Here is a 21,838-nt window from a genome sequence, read left to right on the forward strand (position 1 = left end):
TCTCCCAATTAATAAAAAGTCAGAAATCATCTATATTGCCTCCAGAATACTTTCCATTGCTAAGTTATTTTTTATCTTCATAGTAAACAATCATTTTTATTAACTATAATAAAATCCAAGTCTAAAAACCATCCCATGGAAAATTTAGGTTAGTTAGTTTTTTCAAATTCTGAACATCATCATATAATATCTTTCTTACATATTTACAATCTTCCTCATCTAGTTTTGGTTTCTCTATTTTTTTTTCCAAAATTTTTTCTCTAATCCACTGAATTTTACTTTGAGATATCTTAGCATTTCTAACAGCTTTTAAAATATATGAATTTGATAATATTTTTTTAACTATTGGGCCTCTAGCAACTCTAAATGAATTATTTATGTCATCAATTTCTTTTGGTGGTTTTGAATCTATTCCTAGAAATTTTATAACTTTTATTACACTATTGTAAGTATCTTCAATAAATTCTTCAAAAACTATGATCATCACATTATCTTTTCCAAATAATTCCAGATATTTTTTGACAGCAATATAATACATGCTTCCTCCAATGTAATGTCTATGTGTGTTTGTCTTTTCAATTTTTTTTTGTTCACAGTTTACTGCTTCTCTAAAAGAAATAGTTTCAGAACCATTTCGTACATTGTGTAAATAATATGAATATGCTCTATGGATGGGGTTTCTTAGAATTATGATTATCTTTGCATTTGGTATTTTTTGATGAATTAATTCAGGACTATCTTGGTCTGTTAAATAACCCGTGCTAGCTTCTCCAATCACCCTTTCATTTTTTACACCTTTGAACAAATTTAGATATTCTTTTTCATTTGTTATAGATGCAAATCTCTTGTATTTGTTTAGAGATGGAGCAAAAAACAATGGTTCTTTAACTGGAGACATAAAAATCCCTTTGGTTTTCTCCAAATATAGATAAAGTGATGTGGTACCAGCTTTTGATGCACCAACGATAAAAAAATTAGGCCAATTTGACATGAAAAAACCTAAATTTGGATTAATATTAATCCTAAATTTATTTTTAAGTTATTATGACTACAAAACATGCTGTTTGGTTGATGTTTGAAAAAGATGATCATGATTATCTTTTCAATATAATACGGGATATATCATCAGAGTATAATTCTCATAAATTTGAACCACATATAACAATCCAAGGATTAACTGATGTTCGCAAACATATCATTGAAGAATATATAAAAAAATGCCAAAGTCATCTATATCCATTTACAATAAGAAACAACGGTCTTGATTTTTGTGATAACATATGGAAATCTCTATTTATAAAAATTGAAAATAATACACATTTACAAAATATTTGGAAAATTTTAAACTTTGAACAAAGTGATGATCTGTTTGAACCTCATATTAGTTTAATTTACAAAAATCTTGCTTTAGAAGAAAAAAGGAAAATAACTACAAAACTAAATCTCAAGGATAATTTTAATGTGTCATATATTGCAGTTATGAAATTTGATGATGATATCAATAAGTGGAGAATAGAAAGTAAGTGTAAATTATAAGCTAAAATTAATTAGGAGTTTTTTATAGCATGTAGCATGAAAGCAGTAATTCTAGCAGGGGGATTTGGTTCTAGACTCTCCGAAGAGACTGTAGTAAAACCAAAACCTCTTGTTGAGATTGGAACAAAACCAATTCTCTGGCATATTATGAAGACGTATTCGCACTATGGAATCAATGATTTTGTTATTTGTTGTGGATATAAGGGATATTTGGTAAAAGAATATTTTGCAAATTATTTTTTACACACTTCTGATGTTACTATAGACATTGAAAACAATTGTATGGATGTACACAAGAAGAAAGGTGAACCATGGAAAATTACACTTGTTGATACTGGGTCAAATACTATGACCGGTGGTAGACTTAAACGTGTACAGGAATATGTAGAAGATGAAACTTTTTGCTTTACCTACGGCGATGGTGTAGTAGATGTTAATATTGAAAACCTAATACAATTTCACAACAACCAAAAAAAGATTGCAACTGTAACTGCAGTACGTCCTCCAGGAAGATTTGGTTCATTGGAACTCAAAGATGATTGTGTTAATAGATTTGTAGAAAAACCTACAGGTGATGGTAATTGGATAAATGGTGGATTTTTTGTTTTAGAACCTACAGTTTTTCAATACCTAAAAGACGACAGTACTGTTTGGGAAAAAGATCCTCTAGAAAAATTGTCATCAGAAGGACAATTATCCGCGTTTAAGCATATGGGATTTTGGCACGCCATGGATACTATTAGGGACAAACAACTACTTGAAAAAATGTGGAATGAAGGTAACCCTCCCTGGAAGGTCTGGTAATGAATAAATCATTCTGGAAGGAAAAAAGAGTTCTTGTTACTGGACATACTGGATTTAAGGGAAGCTGGCTTTGCATGTGGTTACAACACCTTGGCTCTAATGTATTAGGCTTTTCAGACTCAATTCCAACAAAACCTAGCATGTATGAAGTAGCCAAAATTGAAAATGGTATGAATAGTGTGTATGGTGATATTGGGAATTATAATGTTATTAAAAAAACAATAGATGACTTTGCCCCTGATGTGGTTTTTCACTTGGCTGCACAATCTCTAGTTAGAAAATCATATGATGATCCAATATCAACATACCAAACTAATGTAATGGGTACAGTTAATGTGTTAAATTCCTTGATTGGTTCTACATGTACTAGAGTAGCAATTATGGTTACAAGCGACAAATGCTATGACAACTCTCACGGAAATAAAAAATTCCAAGAAGATGATCCTATGGGTGGATTTGATCCTTATAGTAACAGCAAAGGATGCGCCGAACTAACAATCTCTTCGTTTAGAAATTCTTTTTTCAATTCTGCTTCTACACCATGTATTGCATCTGTCCGTGCAGGAAATGTGATAGGTGGAGGTGATTGGGCAGATGATAGAATAATTCCTGATATTATTAGAAGTATATATGAAAACAAGAAATTGATCATTAGACATCTAGATGCAATAAGACCATGGCAATATATTCTAGATCCATTGAAGGGATATCTCATTTTAGCTGAGAAGATGTGGGATGATAGAAGATATGCAGAAGCATGGAATTTTGGACCTGATGACTCTAATTTAAAGCAGGTAAAATGGATTCTTGATATGTTACAACGGAATAAAAAAATAAATTATGATATTCAACAAGATTATCTCAAAAAAGAATCTAATTATCTTGCCCTTGATAGTTCAAAAGCAAAAACTCGACTTAATTGGAATCCCAAAATTTCATTAGATGATGCGATAAAAACCATATCACATTGGTATCATAGCTTTTATGATAATAAAGACATGCATAAAATAAGTTTAGACTATATTAAAAAATATGAGTTGACATAACATGGTACAGTATCATTGTAGATTTTGTGGAACTCACTTGAAGCATGTCTTTGTGAACTTGGGAAAAACACCACTATCTAATGCATATTTGAATCAAGATGAACTCTTTAAACCTGAACATTCATTTCCTTTGTGTACATATGTTTGTGAGAAATGCTTTCTAGTTCAGATTCCTGAGTTTGAAAAACCTGAGAATATCTTTCGGGAATATCTCTACTTTTCATCTTTTTCAAAAAGCTGGATTGACCATGCAAAAAAATACGTTGATTTTATGTTAAAACATTTTGATATAGATAAGGAAAAGCTGGTTATTGAAATTGCCAGTAATGATGGATATCTACTTCAATTCTTCAAGGAGAATTCTATTCCTGTTCTAGGAATAGAGCCTGCAGTAAACGTAGCAAAATATGCAGAATTAAAGGGAATTCCTACAATAACTGAATTCTTTGGAACTACCTTGGCTTCCAAACTTCGACAAGATGGAAAACAGGCAGATTTGATTATTGGAAATAATGTCTTAGCTCATGTTCCAAACATCAATGATTTTGTAAAAGGATTACAATACCTTCTAAAACCTAACGGAATTATAACTATGGAATTCCCTCATCTACTACAATTAATTAAGAATACCCAATTTGACACAATATATCACGAGCATTTTTCATATCTCTCATTACTTGTAGTAAAAAAAATTTTTTCTAGACATAATCTTAAAATCTTCAAAGTAGATGAACTCTCTACACATGGAGGCTCTCTTCGAATTTATGCAGCACATGAATCAAATCATATTGCAGTAGATATATCAATTAAAAGAATTTTAGATGATGAAAGAAATTTTGGACTAGACGATCTTGAAACGTATACAAATTTTTCAAACAAAGTAACTAAAGTTAAAAATGATTTACTTTCATTTTTACATGATGTGAAAATTAAGAATAAAACTGTAGTTTGTTATGGTGCAGCTGCAAAAGGAAATACACTGTTAAATTTCTGTGGTATAGGTTCAGACATAATTGAGTATGTGGTAGATAGAAATAATCATAAGCAAGGCAAATATCTACCTGGATCTCATCTACCAATAAAAGCACCAGAAGAAGTATCAAAAACAAAACCTGATTATCTTTTGATATTGCCTTGGAACATTAAAGATGAAATTATACAACAAATGGATTTTGTTAGAAAATGGGGTGGAAAATTTGTAATCTTAATTCCATCTCTGGAGGTTTTTGATTGAATTTTGTAGAAACTACTCTTGAAGGCTGCTATGTTATAGAAATCGAAAAAATTTCAGATGATCGTGGTTTTTTTGCTCGCTCTTGGGATAAGAAAGTCTTTGAAAAAAATGGACTTGATTCTAATTTGGTCCAATGTAATATTTCATTTAACAAGAAAAAAGGAACATTGAGGGGGATGCATTTTCAAAAACCCCCTTTTTCTGAAACCAAATTAGTGAGATGCACTAGAGGAAAAATATTTGATGTAATAATAGATCTGAGAAAAGATTCAAATACGTATAAAAAATGGTTTTCAATTGAACTATCTGCAGTTAATCACAAAATGCTTTACATTCCAGAAGGATTTGCACATGGATTTCAAACATTGGAAGATAATTCAGAAGTATTTTATCAAATGTCTAAAATCTACAACTCTGAATATGCTCAAGGGATACTATGGAATGACACTGCCTTTAATTTAGAATGGCCACTAGATGTTTCTAATATGTCAGAAAAAGACAAAAATTTTCCATCTTTTAATGATTGAAAAATTATATGTTCAATAATCAATTTGATAAATAAATTTCCAAATATTCATAAAACTGATTAAATCTTTTACTATTATTGGTTTGTAATTTATGTAATTCTAAAAACACTGTGAGATTTTTAACAAGAAAAAACGTTCCAGTTTTTCAAAATTTGATACTAAAATCACAGGATGCTGCCATTTCTATTGATAGAGGTGATCTTAATATGGAAGTGTGTAAAAATTGTGGATTTGTTTTTAACGAAACTTTTGATCCTGAAAAAGTCAAATATGGTCAAAATTATGAAAACTCCCAAAACCACTCTCAATATTTTCGTGATTATCTATCAGATCTTATAAATTACCTAATTCATAAAAAAAATTTATCAAATTCTACTATTATTGAAGTGGGGTGTGGTAAGGGTTATTTTTTGCATAAATTGATAGAAGAAAGTTCTAACATTGGATTTGGTTTTGATCCTAGCTATATAGGACCTAAAACTGATTTAGAAGGTAGAGTTAATTTTGAAAAACAATATTATGATGAGAATTGCACAAATATTAAAGCTGATGTAATAATATCAAGGCATGTTATTGAACACATTCAATATCCATTAAAAATACTTAATACAATACAAAAATCAACATCTAACTCTAAAACAAAAATCTTTTTTGAGACTCCTAGTGTAGAGTGGATTTTAAAAAACAACGTTTTTTGGGATTTTTTTTATGAGCATTGTTCTCTATTTTCAACATATTCTCTAACATCTGCATTTCAATTATCTGGGTTTCATGTAAATGAGGTTAAAACTATCTTTGATGGTCAATATTTGTTTCTTGAGGCAACATCTTCAAATGAAAAAATAACAACTGATCTTAAACCTGATCTTGTATCTAAAATGGCATTGAAATTTTCATCAAATGAAAAAACAAATATTCAAAATTGGAAAAATAAGATTTCAAATATTGCCGATAAAGGAAAAATTGCATTATGGGGTGCTGGTGCAAAAGGTGTTACTTTTACCAATCTTATAGATCCTAACCATGAAATTATAGACTGTGTAATTGATATAAATCCATGTAAACAAGGTGGGTTTATTCCTGGAAGTGGACATCCTATTGTTAGTTATATTGATGCATCAAAACGAAATGTAAATACTGCTATTTTGATGAATCCAAATTATTCCCAAGAAAATTATGAAATATTAAAAAATGAAAATATTAACTTGGAATTAATTTCCTAAATTCTTTTGTTTTTCAAACAACATTTCTCTCATTGCGTCTTTAACCCCTCTCATTTTTATCCCAATTTCTGTACAAATCTGTTTATTCGATAGATTAACTTTAGCTCTTTTTACTGATAAATTTAATTGACTAGATTGAATAGGTTCTATTTTATTAGGATCTTCATTAAATACTTCGGCCACAATTTTACTCCATTCAAATCTGCTTATGAAATCTGGACCTACAACATGATAAATTCCAGATTTTTTTACCTCCATTAGTTTTTTTACTCCTTCTGCAATGTCTTTTAGATATGTGGGATTGTTATACCAATCAATGATCTCTCTCACTTTTCCTTTTTTAAAATTTAATAACATTCTTGTTAGTGAATTATCTTCCTGCCAAGTTTCCTTCCATCCATATGGTTGATCTATTCGAATAATTTTATGCTCTAATCCTGATTCCATAATGATTTTTTCACCTATTGATTTTGTATGTCCGTAATAAGTATTGGGATTACATTTATCCTTTTCTGTAAACTTTGATTTTGAACCATCAAAAACATATGATGTTGAAAAAAATATTATTTTACAATTTGTTTTTATGCATTCATCAACAATATTTTGAGTTCCATTGATATTTATTTTATCTGCAAGGGAATGATTTGTTTCACATAAATCTACATTGGTTAACGCCGCACAATGAATAACCATGTCAAATTTATTATTTTTAATTACCTTTTCTACATCATTTCTATTTGTAATATCTGTTTTTACAAGTTCAACTTGTGATTCTGAAAATTTATTTTTTAAAACCGTTCCTACAACAATATTTTCATTTTTCAAGTACTTAACTAACTCATACCCTACCCTTCCACTTGAACCTACAACAAGAATTTTCATTTATCCCTACTCGTTCAATAATTTTATAATTTTATAGATAACATTATACTATAGATAAGAAAACTTAACCAAATTGTCTAAAATTAGTATTGGCTTACCTGTTTACAATGGAGAGAATTTTTTAAACAAATGTCTTACTTCATTACTTGATCAAAGTTTTTCAGATTTTGAAATTATTATATCTGATAATGCGTCAATAGATAATACATCCCAAATTTGCAAAAAATTTCAAGATCGGGATTCTAGAATACGTTATTTTCGACATTCTAAAAACAAAGGTGCAATTTGGAATTTCAATTTTGTGTTGGGTAAGGCAGTTGGAAATTATTTTGTATTTGCAGCTGTTGATGATTATTGGTCCACAAATTTTTTAGAAAGAAACATTGCTTTCTTAGAAAGAAATAATGATTATGTAGGATGTGCAGGAAAAGTTGAATATTATGGAAATATTAATAAAAAATTAACAACAATACAGAAACTCAAAAATATTGAACGTGGGTTAATAAAAAAAATTCGTCCTAGCATATCACAATCAATTGAAGGAAATTATGCACAAAGAGTTAGAACTCTTTTTAAAAAATCTACTTATGTTACTATTTATGGCTTGTTCAGAATAGATGAACTACGTAAAAGTATAGTTGAGATTAACATAATAGGTCCTGATGTTATATGGTTACTAAATATTTTAAGATTTGGAAATATTAAAGTCCAAAATGATGTTTTCTTGTATAAGTATAATGGCGGGTTATCTACCAAAGGTAATCTGAAATTAGCTAGGGAATTAAATGATTATGGCTTGATAGGATATCTTTTTCCTCACTACCCACTTACTAAATGGTGTTTTAAAAATCTCAAACCAAAATTATTTTTTCAAAACATTGATCATTTTATTGTATTAAATATTGCAAGTGAGTTTTTTGTCTTGCTAGAAATTATCAATATTTTGCTTAAAAAAATTTATAATAATAAAATACTCAACAAAGATAATTCAATTGAGTGATTAATTAACCTTAAATGAATAAGGAAAAGAGAAAGAAGATAGATTTGTGTTTAAAAAATAAAGCATTTTTGATTGTAATTATTTCAATTCTATTTTATGCCGGAATAGTTTTTGCTTCAGATGTATCAAAAATCTCTGCGCATATTACATTTATTGATTTTAGATATTTTTTGTTAATATTTCCCCTAGTTGGAGTAAACTTTTTTTTGAGAAGCTTACGATATAAGATAATATTAGATAAGCTTAACATAAAACTTGGTATTAAGAATAGTTTCCTTTTATATTTATCTGGCATGTCAATGTTTCTTACTCCGGGTGGTGTTGGTGTTACTATCAAATCTCACATTCTTAAGAAAAAAATAGGACGAACATATTCTAGTACCACTCCAACCATAATTTATGAAAAGTGGGTAGATCTTATCTCAAATGTTATCCTGCTTGGTTTATTTTTCTTCTGGATAGATATATTAGAATCAAGAATAGTATTTGGGATTGCTCTTGGGATATCCATTGCAATGATAGTTTTATTCAGAAGTTCTAAAAGTGTGCATATGCTTAACAGATTTACAAAACGATTAGGACCACTAAAGCGATTTTCGATCAATCATCAGGAGTTTGGTGAATCAAGTAGGAAACTATTCTCAAAGTCCATTATAATTAAAACAATTTCATTGACCCTTATTGCAAAGATCTCTGTTTTGGGAATAGTGTATTTTGTTTTTGAATCAATGAACTTATCTCTTGATTTTTTCTATATTGGTCAGATTTATTTTACTTCGATGACTGCAGGTGTTCTTATGTTAATCCCTGGTGGACTTGTTGTTGTCGAAGCAACTTTTCTTGGTCTTTTAACAAAAACTGGTATGGATTTTTCAGTTGCTTCAACAACTGTAATCTTTGTTAGATTAGTAACGCTTTGGTTGGGCATAATTGTTGGATTTATTACACTAAGACTTGTTATGAAAAAAACCTTGTAAATTAAAATGGAAAGAATATTCCTAAACTTCACAAATGAATTTTCTATGTTGGATAAGTTTTAACGGAAGTTATCAAAGTAAAAGATCAAGAATAATATGAAAAGCACGAATCAAATAATCCAAAACTCAAACATCACTAAAATTATTTTCATCATCATAATAATTTCTTATATCATTTTATCTGTTACATATAGTCTTATTACTCCTACATTTGAGGGTCCTGATGAACAATTTCACTATGAGCATATAAGATCTATTTTACATGATGGTAATTTAAAAGTGGATAGTACTGAGAGAGCAATTCTCTTTTATTTGGTAAGTGCATTTTTTTTAAATTTTATTGAACATCCTGACACAACTGAAATTCCTACAAATGGACTTTTTCCTCTGGCTGACTCAAATCGATTTGTTCATTCTTCTGAGGAATTATTTCCATATTCCGGAACTGCACTAGCTGTTCATGCTCTACGATCCATCTCAATTTTGTGTGGATTAATTACAATAATTTTTATTTATAAAATTTCCAAAATCTTCTTTAATGATAATAATTGGCTATCCCTATTTGTTATAATTAATGTCGTATTAATCCCTAGATTTGTTTGGTCCACATCTATAATTAGTGATGATATTTGGTTATGGCCGTTTGTTACTATCAGTATTTTTTATCTAATGAAATATGGATATGATCAAAAAAATTATAAATTTTTACTATTGACATCAGTTTTTGCAGGAATATCCATTTTGATAAAGATAAATGGTATTGTTCTTATCCCAATAATTTTTTTAACATTATTATATTTTCATAGTAAGACTAATTCAAATAGTTTTAATTTTATTAAAAATTTCTTACTCTTTGGTATTGTATCTTTTTTTTCAGGTGGATGGTTTTTTGTATATAAAATACTCAACAAAGGTAATATTCCCATAGTGGGAAATACTTTAAATGAATTTTCACTAAATGCATTATCTAAACCTGAAAATTCTGACTTTATTCAAAGGTTTTTTGATTTTGAGATTATTCGTTGGAGATCTTTTGATTTTGCATGGTCACGATTTGGATGGAATAATGTTTTTATTGAAAAAGATTTTATTATCTTTGCAGAAATCTTAGCAATTATTTCTTTTGGTGGTTTAATTCTAATTCTATTAAAAAAAATAAAAAATAAAAATATTGTAATAAACTCTAACAATTCTTTTATTTTAATTTTTACAAGTATTTTCTTTTTACTTGGATTAGTAATTTTTTATATTACACATGGAGCTGGAGTAACTCGACATATTTTTCCAGGAATATCTGCATATGTAATTTTATTTACGTTGGGCTTTTCTATTTTTTTCTATAGAAAAAAATTAAAATTCCTGATGTTAATTCCTATAATATTTTTAATAATAGTTAATTTTCAAATAATTACTGTCATGGCTGAAGAATTTGGTCATGGTTTGGGTTTGGAAGTAAATCAAAAAAAATGTATAGCTGAATCAAGATATATTGCAATGGAAGAATTGCTAAAACTTTATTGTTCTCGTCCTGATATTGGAAAAGTTTTTCCGAATGTTCTTGATGGGGAATATTCAGAACTATTAATATGGGCATCACACAATATTGAGTACAAACATGCTGATGAATCTTTTAGAATACACTATCCATTTTATCTACTAATGAATGAATATTATCATGATGAAAAACTTAAGCAAAAATTCCCTGAAGCTAAAAATGGAGAAAATATTGAAGAACTATTAAAATGGATCATAAAAAATGAACATAATTATCCTTTACTTAAGGATCATATTCAATACTATTATAACATCTTAAAAAATTCACAATAATAATTAATCTTAAATTTAAATTAAAGATAGATACTATATTTTTTAATAATTATAATATTTTCATTTTTATAAGAAATAATGAAACTTGTAAATGTTGTGCTAGTAAATTACTAATATTTTTTTGGAACCTTGATGAATAGTGCTTTCTTAATCAAAACATGCTTATGAAAACTCTATTCATAAGTAAACTGTTGTTTGTAGTTATTAAAGTAAAATAAATATGTCCTAAATTCTATTCATTTTGAACATTGGACAAACAACTCCCTACGTATGATAAAGAATATTTTGACTCACATTGTGGAAAACCATATACACGAGAAAACTTTCTAGAAACATTTCGAAAAATTGCTCAAAATATTGTAAATGATTTGCATCCTAAATCTGTATTAGATGTAGGATGTGCAAAAGGATTTCTTGTAGAATGTTTACGTGATTTAGGTGTAGACTGTTATGGAATGGATATATCTGAATACGCTATAAGTCAAGTTCGAGATGATATCAAACAATTTGTAAAAAAAGGAACTATATTAGAACCAATTCAAAAAAAATTCGATCTTATAGTATGTCTTGAGACACTAGAACATATAGAAGAACATTTTTCAGAACAAGCAATCAAGAATTTATGTGACAATGCTAATCAAATATTATTTTCTGCAAGTCCTGATGATTTTACTGAACCCACTCATAAAAATGTACAAGGGGTTGAATATTGGAATAATCTTTTTTTAAAAAATGGATTCATTCCTGTAATAAATTATGAAGCATCTTATATTGCAGTTCATGCACATCTATATAAAAAAGAACAACCGAATCTACATTTACTTATAGATAATTATGAAAAATATCTTTATGAAGTAAAACGTCAACGACGTCATTTATATTCTGAATTAGATCAAAAAAAACAAATTACTAACCTACTTGAAGATAAACTGAGTGAAACTACAAAGAAACTAGACGATACAATAAAAACCAACACCCTACTTGAAGATAAACTGAGTGTAACTACAAACCAACTAGACCATAAAACAAAAACCTTGGAAATACTTCAAAAACAGAACACATATCTTAATGATCTTAATGCTTCTATTTCGGATAGTATAGGGTATAAGGCGTTGACAAAATTCCGCCTAGTTTGGAATAAAACTTTTCCTTCCGATACTAAAAGACGAAGAATCATGGATTCTTTTTTTTTAAAAATATCTATGAAATTAAATCAAAAACTTGTTTCTCATGAAACATCTGAAATAATTTTAAACGATTTTGATTTTAAAAAAATTAATACGTTTTCACATCATCCATTAAATCTTCAATATCAATTATGGTTACAAAATCATCAAATCACTAATTACAACAAACAAATAATTAAAAAGGAAATTACATCATTTAAAATTTCTCCCAAAATTAGTATAATTATGCCTGTTTATAATGTAGATGAAAAGTGGTTAACAGATGCTATAAAATCAGTTGAAGAGCAAATATATCCTAATTGGGAATTATGTATTACAGATGATGCATCTACTAAAAGCCATATTAAAAAAATCTTAAAGAAGTATGAGCAAAATGATAAAATCAAAATAAAATTTCTCGATAAGAATCAGGGTATTGCAGGTGCATCAAATGAATCTCTTTCTTTAGCTACTGGTGAATATATTGCATTATTAGACAATGATGATGTAATTTATCCAGACGCACTTTTTGAAATGGTGAAAAGACTAAATGAAAAACCTGATGTCGATATAATTTATTCGGATGAGGATAAAATTGATTCTGCTGGAAACAGGATTGAACCCTATTTTAAACCAGATTGGTCTCCTGATTTATTTTTGACATCTCATTATATGACTCATTTTATTATGTATAGAAAAGATATTCTTAAAAAAATTAATGGATTTCGTAGTAAATTTGATGGAAGTCAAGATTTTGATTTAGCATTACGAGCTACCGAATTAACTCAAAAAATATCACATATTCCAAAAATTTTATATGGTTGGAGAAAAGTTAAAGGGTCCGCAGCATCTTCATTAGATGCTAAACCTACAGCTAGAATTAATGGTTTAAAGGCGTTAGAAGATACTCTTAGAAGAAGAAAGATTCCTGGTTATGTCGAATATAATAAACAAACTGCATATTATAGAATTCATTACAAATTTGGAAATCCTAAAGTCAGTATAATAATTGCAACAAAAAATAATGTAGAACTTTTAAAACAATGTATTTCATCTATTGAAAAGAAAACTAAATACAAAAATTATGAAATAATAATTATTGATCATGAAAGTAGCGATCCAAAAACAATTCGTTATCTTAAATTGACATCTCATAAAGTAATTTCATTCAAAGGTCAGTTTAATTATTCTAAAATGGCAAATTTAGCAGCAAAAAAAACTATTGGTGAATATTTACTTTTTCTAAATAATGACACTGAAGTAATTAATGAAGATTGGTTAGATTCATTATTGGAATCTGCATACCCTAATCATGTTGGTATTGTGGGATGTCTCTTATTATATCCTAAAAACACCGGAATTCATTCTGGAACAATTCAACATGCTGGAGTAATTCTTGGAGTTGATGGATTAGCATGTCATGCATTTATCACAAAACCTCTTCATGTACCATATTTCAATTTACATCTAACAATAAAAAATTATAGCGCAGTAACTGGTGCGTGTATGTTAGTCAAAAGACGTATTTTTGAAGCTGTTAATGGATGGGATGAGAATATTGCAACAATATACAATGATATTGATTTTTGCTTACGTGTGAGAGATTTAGGATATTATATTGTGTATACTCCTTATGCAAAATTATACCATTATGAAACTGCTACACGAGGTAAATTGCATCCAATAAATGAAGAAAAATTAATTCGTAAAAAATGGTCTCATATAGTTAAGAAAACAGATATGTTCTATAATCCTAATTTTTCTCATGCATTTGGTACATATAGAATTTCACCGTTTTCAAATTTGTCTAGATATATGGCAATATTATTAGATGTTTATTTTGAAAGACCAGATTTACAAACACACTTTCCTGAGGTTAAAAATGGAGATTATTCAAAATTATTAAAATGGGTGCTTGAATTTGGCCTAAATACAGATCCAGCCAAACCAATTCTTAGTTTTTTTAAAGAAGAATTTGAAAATAGTGTTAATCTAACCTATGATAAAAATGGTTTATAATAATAGAAATATTTGAAAATTATAATGTCAAATTTACTATGTGAAATTTGGGAAAATAGATCATTGATAATACTACTTGCAACTAATGATATTAAATTAAGATATAGAAATTCTGTTTTAGGATTTTTATGGACATTTCTTGAACCTTTACTAATTTTATCTATTTTGTATTTGGTATTTACAAATATAATAAAAAGTCAAGTTGAAAATTATGCATTATTCCTGTTACTTAGTTTAATCCTTTGGTATCTGTTTTCACGAAGTACTACTATGGGGCTATCAAGCTTGATTGACAAATCAAACATTATTCAGAAAATTTCTATTAAGCATGAATTTATTGTTGTTAGTTCTGCAATTACTGCATTTTTGATGATGATCTTTGAATTTTCGGTTTTTGGTGCTTTTCTAATTTTATTTCAATTTTTTCCTTCTACAACTGCATTTCTTTTACCCTTATTGGTAATTGATTTATTCTTTTTATCTTTAGGTTTCTCATTAATTCTTGCTCCACTTAATGTAAAATTTAGAGATTTCAGATTTATTTGGGGGGTAGTTTTACAAGCTGGTTTCTTTGTAACTCCAATTATCTATACTTTGGATATTCTTCCTAGTAACATACAACGTATACTTGAAATAAATCCCCTAGTCCCAATTTTTACATCTGCACAAAATGCTGTTTTATATGACATACTGCCTTCAACATTTACATTATTACAAATATTTTTCACTACCATAACAATCTTTTTAATTGGATATTTTGTTTTTAAAAAATTGGATAAAAATTTGATTGAGGAATTGTAAATTGACTTTATTATCAAATTATATTTTAGATCATACATATGTTGATAGAGTAAAAAATTTTGAAGGTATACCCAAGAATAATGTAGTTTTCAGAGATTTCGGAGCTGTGTTTAATTTTGGAGGTATACTTGAAATAAATCCAATCTCAATTTCTAAAGATTATTCTATAACATGTTGGTTTGAGTGGCCACTACCTGAAACAGCATTGTATTACAACAGTCTTTGTAGTGATGGTAAAGATAATGTGCCAGTATTGGTAAGAAGAAAAGATTTTCATTTAGGGGTGTGGGATCCAGTTAATAAACAATTAAACGATTCTGGTTTTAATATGTCGTCATTAAGTGATGGTATACACTTTTTAGTTGCACGTGGAAATAACGATAAAAATATAACTGAATTTTATTTAGATGGTAAATTTGTTGGTAAATCTACTATCAAACTCAATTCCAGTATAACTCAAATTGGAAATAATGGTGAAGATAATAACTTTTTTCAACCATTTGGTTGGATATGGGATTTTAACATATTTGATGAATTAATTAACGATCACGATATTTCAAAAAAATTTAAAATAGGATCTGCAATATTAAAAGATAATTTTGATGATCCTAATACCAATACTGCTATTGAATTAAGAAATGTTAGTAAATCATTTACACTTTATCATGAAAAACCACAAACCATTTTTGACAATTTATGTTCAATATTTAATGGAAATAAAAAAGAAAAACTACATGTTTTGAAAAACATTTCATTTTCTGTTAAAAAAGGTGAAATGATTGGAATTTTAGGTTTTAACGGAAGTGGAAAAACCACTTTATTGAAAATAATTTCAAAAATATTTAATCCTTCTAGTGGAAAAATACACAATAATGGAAAATTAATACCTCTAATAGAATTAGGGATTGGTTTTAATGGAGAATTAACAGCTTATGATAATATTATTCAATATGGGGTTATTTTGGGATTTAGCAAAAAAGAAATGAAAGATAAAATTAAATCTATTATAGAATTTGCTGAATTAGAATCATTTTTGGATACAAAACTAAAACATTTTTCATCTGGAATGTATGTTAGACTTGCATTTTCAACAGCAATACAAGTAAATCCTGATATACTTATTCTTGATGAAATTTTAGCTGTAGGGGATATCAAGTTCCAACAAAAAAGTTTTGATGCTATAATGAAATTCAAAAACGATGGCAAGACAATTGTAATTGTAACACAATCTCCTGACATCGTAAGAAAGTATTGTGATACTGCATTGTGGATTCATGATGGGATATTGCAATCATATGGTGATCCAAACAAAGTTACTTTAGAATATGAGACACTTGCCTTTAAAAATAATTAAATAATTATAATTTTTTTAGAGTTATATCGTTATAGATTATTTTTTCAATATTAAAATTTGATATATTTTAATTTTATACTGATTATACTCAAAACAAATTTTCAATATTTTTAAAACTAAAAGTTTCAAGAATTTTTTCTATAATTGTGACCACAAATAGATAGTTTAAACATATTTATGATAATTTGATTTCTTATTTTTATGCCATTTACTTTCAAGAGATTATCTATACCTGAGGTAATAGTTATAGAAGCTAAAACATTTTCAGATGAACGTGGTTTTTTTATGGAAGGCTATAAAGAATCTGTATATCATACAAATGGGATAAAAACACCATTTGTCCAAGACAATTATTCACATTCAATAAAAGGTGTTATACGTGGATTACACTACCAAAAAAACCCCAAAGCACAAGCAAAATTAATGATGGCATTAAAAGGTGAAATATTTGATGTAGCTGTTGACATTCGAAAAAATTCTCCAACTTTTGGAAAATGGGTTAGTGCGATACTATCTGATAAAAACCATAATCTACTTTATGCTCCAGAGGGGTTTGCACATGGATTTTGTGTTCTAAGTGATGAGGCAGATATACTTTACAAAGTAAGCTCAGAATATTCACCAGAGCATGAGAGAGGAATTATATGGAATGATCCTGATATAATTGTAAAATGGCCTATTGATAATCCTTCTATTATATCCAAGGATCTTCAATTACCAACTTTACAAAACGCAGACAATAATTTTGAATATTAAAAAATTCTTGATAGACTAAAATATTCATATGCAATTGTAAAAATATTGAAAATTTTAACATCTGGTAGTATGGGGTTGCTAGGACGGCAACTCAAACAAATTGATCCTTCAATAATCTCAACAACACGAAAAGAATTAGATGTTGCAAATCGAACTAGTGTATTAGAACAAATCAAACTACATAAACCTGATGTTTTTTTACATTTAGCTGCATTTACAGATAATAGAAAACTGGAAAATGATCCAAAAAAAGCAATAATGGATAATATTATTGGAACATCTAATGTTACAATTTCCTGTTTAGAAACAAAAGTGAGACTGGTTTACATTTCAACTGATTATGTTTACTCTGGTAAAAAAGGGATGTATAACGAAGATGATGAACTCTTGCCTGTAAACAAATATGCATGGTCAAAACTAGGTGGCGAATGTGCTGTTAGACAATATGATAATTCACTAATAATAAGAACAAGTATAGGTCCTTCTTCATTTCCTTATGATAAAGCATTTGTTGACATGTGGACATCTAAAGATACAGTTGGTGTGATAGCTCCTATGATCTTATTGGCTGCTAAGAGCAATATTACTGGAATTTTAAACATTGGAACTAAACGAAAAAATATGTTTAATTATGCTAGCAATCTAAACAAACAAGTTAAAAAAGCAATTAGAAACGAGTTTGGAAATAATATTGACTTTGATACCTCTCTTGATCTTTCAAAATATAACTCTCTATATGGAACCAATAATTAATTAAGTTCTTTTTATCTAAATATTTCAACACTTTTTATGAACTTTAATAAAGTCTCATTAATTCACAACCATATTCATGACTAGAACAAATTTTAATATTGTTTTATCTTGTAGGAGCTGTCGAGGGAAAAATCTTCTACCTTACTTGGATCTTGGTATCACTCCACTTGCAAATGGTTTAGTGAAACCTGAGAATATCAGCAAAAATGAACCTGTATTTCCTCTTATTGTCTGCTATTGTAAAGACTGTTCACTTTCACAACTTAGTGTAGTGGTAAATCCTAAAGTATTATTTCATGATTATTTTTACATGTCATCTATCTCAAATACATTCAAGGTTCATTGTAATTCTATTGCAATTAATCTAATTAAAACTCTGCAATTAAATGAAAATGATCTAGTTGTAGATATAGCAAGCAATGATGGTTGTCTCTTACAAGAATTCAAAAAGATGAAAATTAAAACCCTCGGAATAGAGCCAGCTGTAAATCTAGCAACTCTTGCAAATTCTAATGGTATTCAAACACTGAATGATTTTTGGAATGATGAATCTGCTAAAAAAATTGTACATGAATATGGTGGTGCAAAAGTTATTACTGCATTTAATGTATTTGCACATGTTGATGATGTTCATAGATTTGTTCAAAATGTCATGACAGCTTTAAATGATGATGGAATGTTTATCATTCAGGTACCATATCTTATTGATTTTTTGGAAAAACATGAATTTGATACTGTGTATCATGAACACTTGTCCTATTTTCTTGTAAAGCCTTTACAACACATACTAGAACAAAATGGAATGAAGATAATTAATGTAAAAAAGTACCCCATTCATGGTGGTACTATCGAAGTTAGATCTATGAAAAATACGGGAAAAACCAGAAATATAAAATCAAATATTGATGATTATATAATTGTTGAAAAGAATCTTGGATACTATGATGAAAAATCTTACTTAAATTTTGCAAAAGAAGTTCAAGATATCAAAAAAAATCTTAATCATCTAATTTCTGATTTAAAAAAACAAGGAAAAAAAATTGCCGGATTTGCAGCATCAGCAAAGGGAAATACACTATTAAATTATTGCGATATTGATTCTAATTCTATCAAGTATATCGTTGATCAAACGCCTACTAAGCAAGGACTTGTTACACCTAAAAGTCATATCCCAATAGTCCCTATCACAAATCTTGAAAGCGACCCCCCTGATTATCTCTTAATACTTGCATGGAATTTTGTTGATGAGATAATGGAAAAAACAAGGGATTTCAAATCAAATGGAGGGAAATACATAATTCCAATTCCAAAAATACAGATAGTGTAAATTCAAATACTGCAAAAACACATACTTTTATGTAAACAAAAATTTTCCATCTTAGTATATGAAATTACTTGTATGTGGTGGTGCTGGTTTTATTGGAAGTGCATTTATCAGGAATTATCTACAAAATAATACTGATTCTAAAATTATAAATCTTGATGTCTTAACTATTGGTTCAAATCTTGAAAACCTAAAAGATATAGAAAATAATCCAAACTACAATTTTCTTAAAGATGATATTAAAAATGAATCTGTAATCAATAATCTGGTTAAAGATGTAGATATAGTAGTAAATTTTGCAGCAGAATCGCATGTTGATAGAAGTATTGCAAATCCAAAACCATTCATTGAAACAAACATTCTTGGAACATATTCTATATTGGAAGCAATAAGACTGCATGACAAACAGTTTATTCATGTCTCAACTGATGAAATTTATGGCGATGCACATGGTAAAGAATCTTTTAATGAAGATTCCCAAATTAACCCTAGTAATCCATATGCAGCTACAAAAGCAGCAGCAGATAATCTAGTGGCATCATACCACAGAACATATGGGATAAACTGTATTACAACACGATGTACTAACAATTTTGGTGCAAATCAATTCCCAGAAAAACTAATCCCCAAAACCATTATTAGATTACTAAAGAATCTCAAAGTTCCACTCTATGGAGATGGTTCACAGATTCGAAGCTGGATATACGTCTATGATCATGTGCAGGCAATCGAATCACTAATTTCAAAAGGAAAACCTGGTCAAGTATATAACATTACAGCTTATGAGGAAATCACAAACAAAATCATAGTGGAGAAGATATTGGATATCCTGGGACAATCATATGATATGATAGAATATGTAGGGGATAGGCCAGGACATGACAAACGTTATTCCATTGACTGTTCTAAAATTGAAAATCAAACAGGGTGGAAGCCAAAATATGATCTTGATTATGCTTTAAAACAAACTGTAAATTGGTATTTAGAAAATCCTTCTTGGTGGGAACCTTTAGTAAATGAAAATACATTACATCCACAACCATGGACTCTCTCCTGGAAATGAAAATACTTGTAACTGGTTCAGCTGGACTATTGAAATCTCAAATAGTAAAAGATCTTTCTAAACAAAATATTGAGGCGTGTTCCTGCTATTCTTAATCAAAACCACAACATGTAATTACAACACATCTTGATTTGACTAACCTATTTGAGAGACTTAATTTGGATAAAAAATTCTTACTCCTAGCAAGTATGTCTGATATGAACTGGAAGGCAAAAAGATTCCTCCCTTGATGTCTCACTAGTAACTGAATTATTCTATGAAAAACCGCAGACAATTCAACAAGCCTAGAATTCTTTTTTCAAAGATTGTGATCGGTTTTATATTACTCTAATTAGAGATTCCATAAATTGAAAGGAATTATTTTACATGGCGGTCATGGAACTAGATTACGACCACTTACCCATACAGGACCAAAGCAATTACTTCCAATTGCTAACAAACCCATGTCACAATATGCTCTTGAAGATCTAAAAAAAGCAGGAGTTACTGAAATTGGAATTATTATTGGTGATGTGTATCCTGAAAAAGTAAAAGAATACTATGGTAATGGCACAGAGTTTGGAGTAAAAATTTCTTATATCTATCAAGATACACCTAAAGGAATCTCACATGCAATAAGACTATGCAAGGACTTTATCGGAAATGATAGATTCATTGTATATCTAGGAGATAATGTATTAAGAAAAGATCTTACAGATTACACAAAAAAATTCCAAGCTTCTGATTCGGATGCAATGATTTTACTATGTGAGGTAGATGATCCAAAAAGATTTGGCATTGCAGAATTAGACAAAGAAAACTCTGGCAAGATAAAAAAAATAATGGAAAAACCAAAAGATCCACCATCAAATCTAGCAGTAATTGGAATTTACTTTCTTAGTCCTAAAATATTTGATGTAATTGATAATCTAAAGCCTTCATGGCGTGGAGAGCTAGAAATTACTGATGCACTTGATATGCTTATGAATCAGGGTAACAAGATAGAATATGATACAGTGACTGGGTGGTGGAAAGATACAGGGACACCTGAGGATATCATTCATGCAAACAAACTAGTTCTTGATTCCATAGGGACTGAAAATCAGTTTCTAATTGATAATGACTCTAAAATCAAAGAGAATGTTGTAATTGGAAAAGGTACTGAGATATCCCGAGACTCTTTTGTGACTGGACCTGTAATTATTGGAAAAAACTGCAAGATTGGCCCTGCAGTTCGAATTGGACCATATGTGAGCATTGGTGATAACTGCACTTTAAAAAACTGTAATGTTGAAAACTCTATCATAATGAATGATTGTATAATTGATTCCAAAGTAGATTTGACATCAAGTATTATTGCACATGGTTCTGAAATTGAGGATAATGACTCGCCAAAGAAACACGAGTTTTTGTTAGGTGAGCGCTCTCATCTGAAACTTTGAATTTTGAAAATCAATTTATTAAAATCAATGTTGTAATATTTTAAAATTAATTTTTATAATTTTTGAATAATCTTTTTTGATATTGTATTTTTTTCAAAACTTGATCCGATAATCGTTGTATGATT

General features: G+C 28.8%; 19 protein-coding genes. 17 read left to right on the forward strand and 2 right to left on the reverse strand.

Going from position 1 to position 21,838, the window contains the following annotated elements; translation table 11 throughout:
• Window positions 1–121 precede the first annotated feature (121 nt).
• The gene (locus ACX119_RS01225; protein WP_459351344.1) at window positions 122–991 is read right to left on the reverse strand and encodes a sulfotransferase family protein; all 870 of its coding nucleotides are present in this window, start codon (window positions 989–991) and stop codon (window positions 122–124) included.
• A 53-nt stretch (window positions 992–1,044) separates the two neighbouring features.
• Between ACX119_RS01225 and ACX119_RS01230 the strand changes: the two genes are divergently transcribed.
• From ACX119_RS01230 to ACX119_RS01255, 6 genes are all read left to right on the forward strand, one after another.
• A complete protein-coding gene (locus tag ACX119_RS01230; protein WP_459351345.1) occupies window positions 1,045–1,536 on the forward strand; it encodes a hypothetical protein in 492 nt (163 codons plus the stop codon).
• A gap of 36 nt (window positions 1,537–1,572) precedes the next feature.
• Window positions 1,573–2,340, forward strand: coding sequence for a glucose-1-phosphate cytidylyltransferase (gene rfbF / locus ACX119_RS01235; RefSeq protein WP_459351346.1), 768 nt, complete (start codon window positions 1,573–1,575; stop codon window positions 2,338–2,340).
• Window positions 2,340–3,386, forward strand: a complete 1,047-nt coding sequence (rfbG, locus tag ACX119_RS01240) for a CDP-glucose 4,6-dehydratase (RefSeq protein ID WP_459351347.1) — start codon at window positions 2,340–2,342, stop codon at window positions 3,384–3,386. Before rfbF ends, rfbG begins: the two co-directional genes overlap by 1 nt.
• A gap of 37 nt (window positions 3,387–3,423) precedes the next feature.
• Window positions 3,424–4,620, forward strand: a complete 1,197-nt coding sequence (locus ACX119_RS01245; RefSeq protein WP_459351348.1) for a methyltransferase domain-containing protein — start codon at window positions 3,424–3,426, stop codon at window positions 4,618–4,620.
• Entirely contained in the window at window positions 4,617–5,147 is a 531-nt protein-coding gene (gene rfbC / locus ACX119_RS01250; RefSeq protein ID WP_459351349.1) for a dTDP-4-dehydrorhamnose 3,5-epimerase, read from the forward strand. Before ACX119_RS01245 ends, rfbC (ACX119_RS01250) begins: the two co-directional genes overlap by 4 nt.
• Before the next feature lie 110 nt (window positions 5,148–5,257).
• A complete protein-coding gene (locus tag ACX119_RS01255) occupies window positions 5,258–6,370 on the forward strand; it encodes a class I SAM-dependent methyltransferase (RefSeq protein WP_459351350.1) in 1,113 nt (370 codons plus the stop codon).
• On the opposite strand, the gene ACX119_RS01260 is transcribed toward ACX119_RS01255, so the two are convergent.
• Complete coding sequence (locus ACX119_RS01260; RefSeq protein WP_459351351.1) at window positions 6,359–7,252, reverse strand: SDR family oxidoreductase; 894 nt, start codon at window positions 7,250–7,252, stop codon at window positions 6,359–6,361. The two genes, ACX119_RS01255 and ACX119_RS01260, sit on opposite strands and share 12 nt — an antisense overlap.
• 73 nt (window positions 7,253–7,325) lie before the next feature.
• Between ACX119_RS01260 and ACX119_RS01265 the strand changes: the two genes are divergently transcribed.
• From ACX119_RS01265 to ACX119_RS01315, 11 genes are all read left to right on the forward strand, one after another.
• On the forward strand, window positions 7,326–8,252 hold the full coding sequence (locus ACX119_RS01265; protein WP_459351352.1) for a glycosyltransferase family 2 protein: 927 nt from the start codon (window positions 7,326–7,328) through the stop codon (window positions 8,250–8,252).
• A 14-nt stretch (window positions 8,253–8,266) separates the two neighbouring features.
• On the forward strand, window positions 8,267–9,229 hold the full coding sequence (locus ACX119_RS01270) for a lysylphosphatidylglycerol synthase transmembrane domain-containing protein (protein WP_459351353.1): 963 nt from the start codon (window positions 8,267–8,269) through the stop codon (window positions 9,227–9,229).
• Between the two features lie 96 nt (window positions 9,230–9,325).
• Window positions 9,326–11,056, forward strand: coding sequence for an ArnT family glycosyltransferase (locus tag ACX119_RS01275; RefSeq protein WP_459351354.1), 1,731 nt, complete (start codon window positions 9,326–9,328; stop codon window positions 11,054–11,056).
• A 368-nt stretch (window positions 11,057–11,424) separates the two neighbouring features.
• On the forward strand, window positions 11,425–14,241 hold the full coding sequence (locus tag ACX119_RS01280; protein ID WP_459351355.1) for a glycosyltransferase: 2,817 nt from the start codon (window positions 11,425–11,427) through the stop codon (window positions 14,239–14,241).
• A 24-nt stretch (window positions 14,242–14,265) separates the two neighbouring features.
• A complete protein-coding gene (locus tag ACX119_RS01285; RefSeq protein ID WP_459351356.1) occupies window positions 14,266–15,042 on the forward strand; it encodes an ABC transporter permease in 777 nt (258 codons plus the stop codon).
• A 1-nt stretch (window position 15,043) separates the two neighbouring features.
• Entirely contained in the window at window positions 15,044–16,396 is a 1,353-nt protein-coding gene (locus tag ACX119_RS01290) for an ABC transporter ATP-binding protein (protein WP_459351357.1), read from the forward strand.
• Between the two features lie 201 nt (window positions 16,397–16,597).
• Entirely contained in the window at window positions 16,598–17,152 is a 555-nt protein-coding gene (gene rfbC / locus ACX119_RS01295) for a dTDP-4-dehydrorhamnose 3,5-epimerase (RefSeq protein WP_459351358.1), read from the forward strand.
• A 45-nt stretch (window positions 17,153–17,197) separates the two neighbouring features.
• Entirely contained in the window at window positions 17,198–17,905 is a 708-nt protein-coding gene (locus ACX119_RS01300) for a sugar nucleotide-binding protein (protein WP_459351359.1), read from the forward strand.
• Window positions 17,906–17,981: 76 nt separating this feature from the next.
• Entirely contained in the window at window positions 17,982–19,232 is a 1,251-nt protein-coding gene (locus ACX119_RS01305; RefSeq protein WP_459351360.1) for a class I SAM-dependent methyltransferase, read from the forward strand.
• A gap of 58 nt (window positions 19,233–19,290) precedes the next feature.
• Window positions 19,291–20,292 (forward strand): dTDP-glucose 4,6-dehydratase, encoded by a 1,002-nt coding sequence (gene rfbB / locus ACX119_RS01310; protein WP_459351361.1) that lies wholly within the window; start codon window positions 19,291–19,293, stop codon window positions 20,290–20,292.
• Window positions 20,293–20,639: 347 nt separating this feature from the next.
• Complete coding sequence (locus tag ACX119_RS01315) at window positions 20,640–21,713, forward strand: glucose-1-phosphate thymidylyltransferase (protein ID WP_459351362.1); 1,074 nt, start codon at window positions 20,640–20,642, stop codon at window positions 21,711–21,713.
• Window positions 21,714–21,838: the final 125 nt, after the last annotated feature.

Source organism: Nitrosopumilus sp. S4 (genome assembly GCF_054515835.1).

Coding starts and splice junctions, on each gene's coding strand:
- ACX119_RS01270 (WP_459351353.1), top strand. CDS start 8,267: ATGAATAAGGAAAAGAGAAAGAAGATAGATTTGTGTTTAAAAAATAAA.
- ACX119_RS01275 (WP_459351354.1), top strand. CDS start 9,326: ATGAAAAGCACGAATCAAATAATCCAAAACTCAAACATCACTAAAATT.
- ACX119_RS01225 (WP_459351344.1), bottom strand. CDS start 991: ATGTCAAATTGGCCTAATTTTTTTATCGTTGGTGCATCAAAAGCTGGT.
- ACX119_RS01285 (WP_459351356.1), top strand. CDS start 14,266: ATGTCAAATTTACTATGTGAAATTTGGGAAAATAGATCATTGATAATA.
- ACX119_RS01230 (WP_459351345.1), top strand. CDS start 1,045: ATGACTACAAAACATGCTGTTTGGTTGATGTTTGAAAAAGATGATCAT.
- ACX119_RS01305 (WP_459351360.1), top strand. CDS start 17,982: ATGACTAGAACAAATTTTAATATTGTTTTATCTTGTAGGAGCTGTCGA.
- rfbF (WP_459351346.1), top strand. CDS start 1,573: ATGAAAGCAGTAATTCTAGCAGGGGGATTTGGTTCTAGACTCTCCGAA.
- rfbG (WP_459351347.1), top strand. CDS start 2,340: ATGAATAAATCATTCTGGAAGGAAAAAAGAGTTCTTGTTACTGGACAT.
- ACX119_RS01260 (WP_459351351.1), bottom strand. CDS start 7,252: ATGAAAATTCTTGTTGTAGGTTCAAGTGGAAGGGTAGGGTATGAGTTA.
- rfbB (WP_459351361.1), top strand. CDS start 19,291: ATGAAATTACTTGTATGTGGTGGTGCTGGTTTTATTGGAAGTGCATTT.
- rfbC (WP_459351358.1), top strand. CDS start 16,598: ATGCCATTTACTTTCAAGAGATTATCTATACCTGAGGTAATAGTTATA.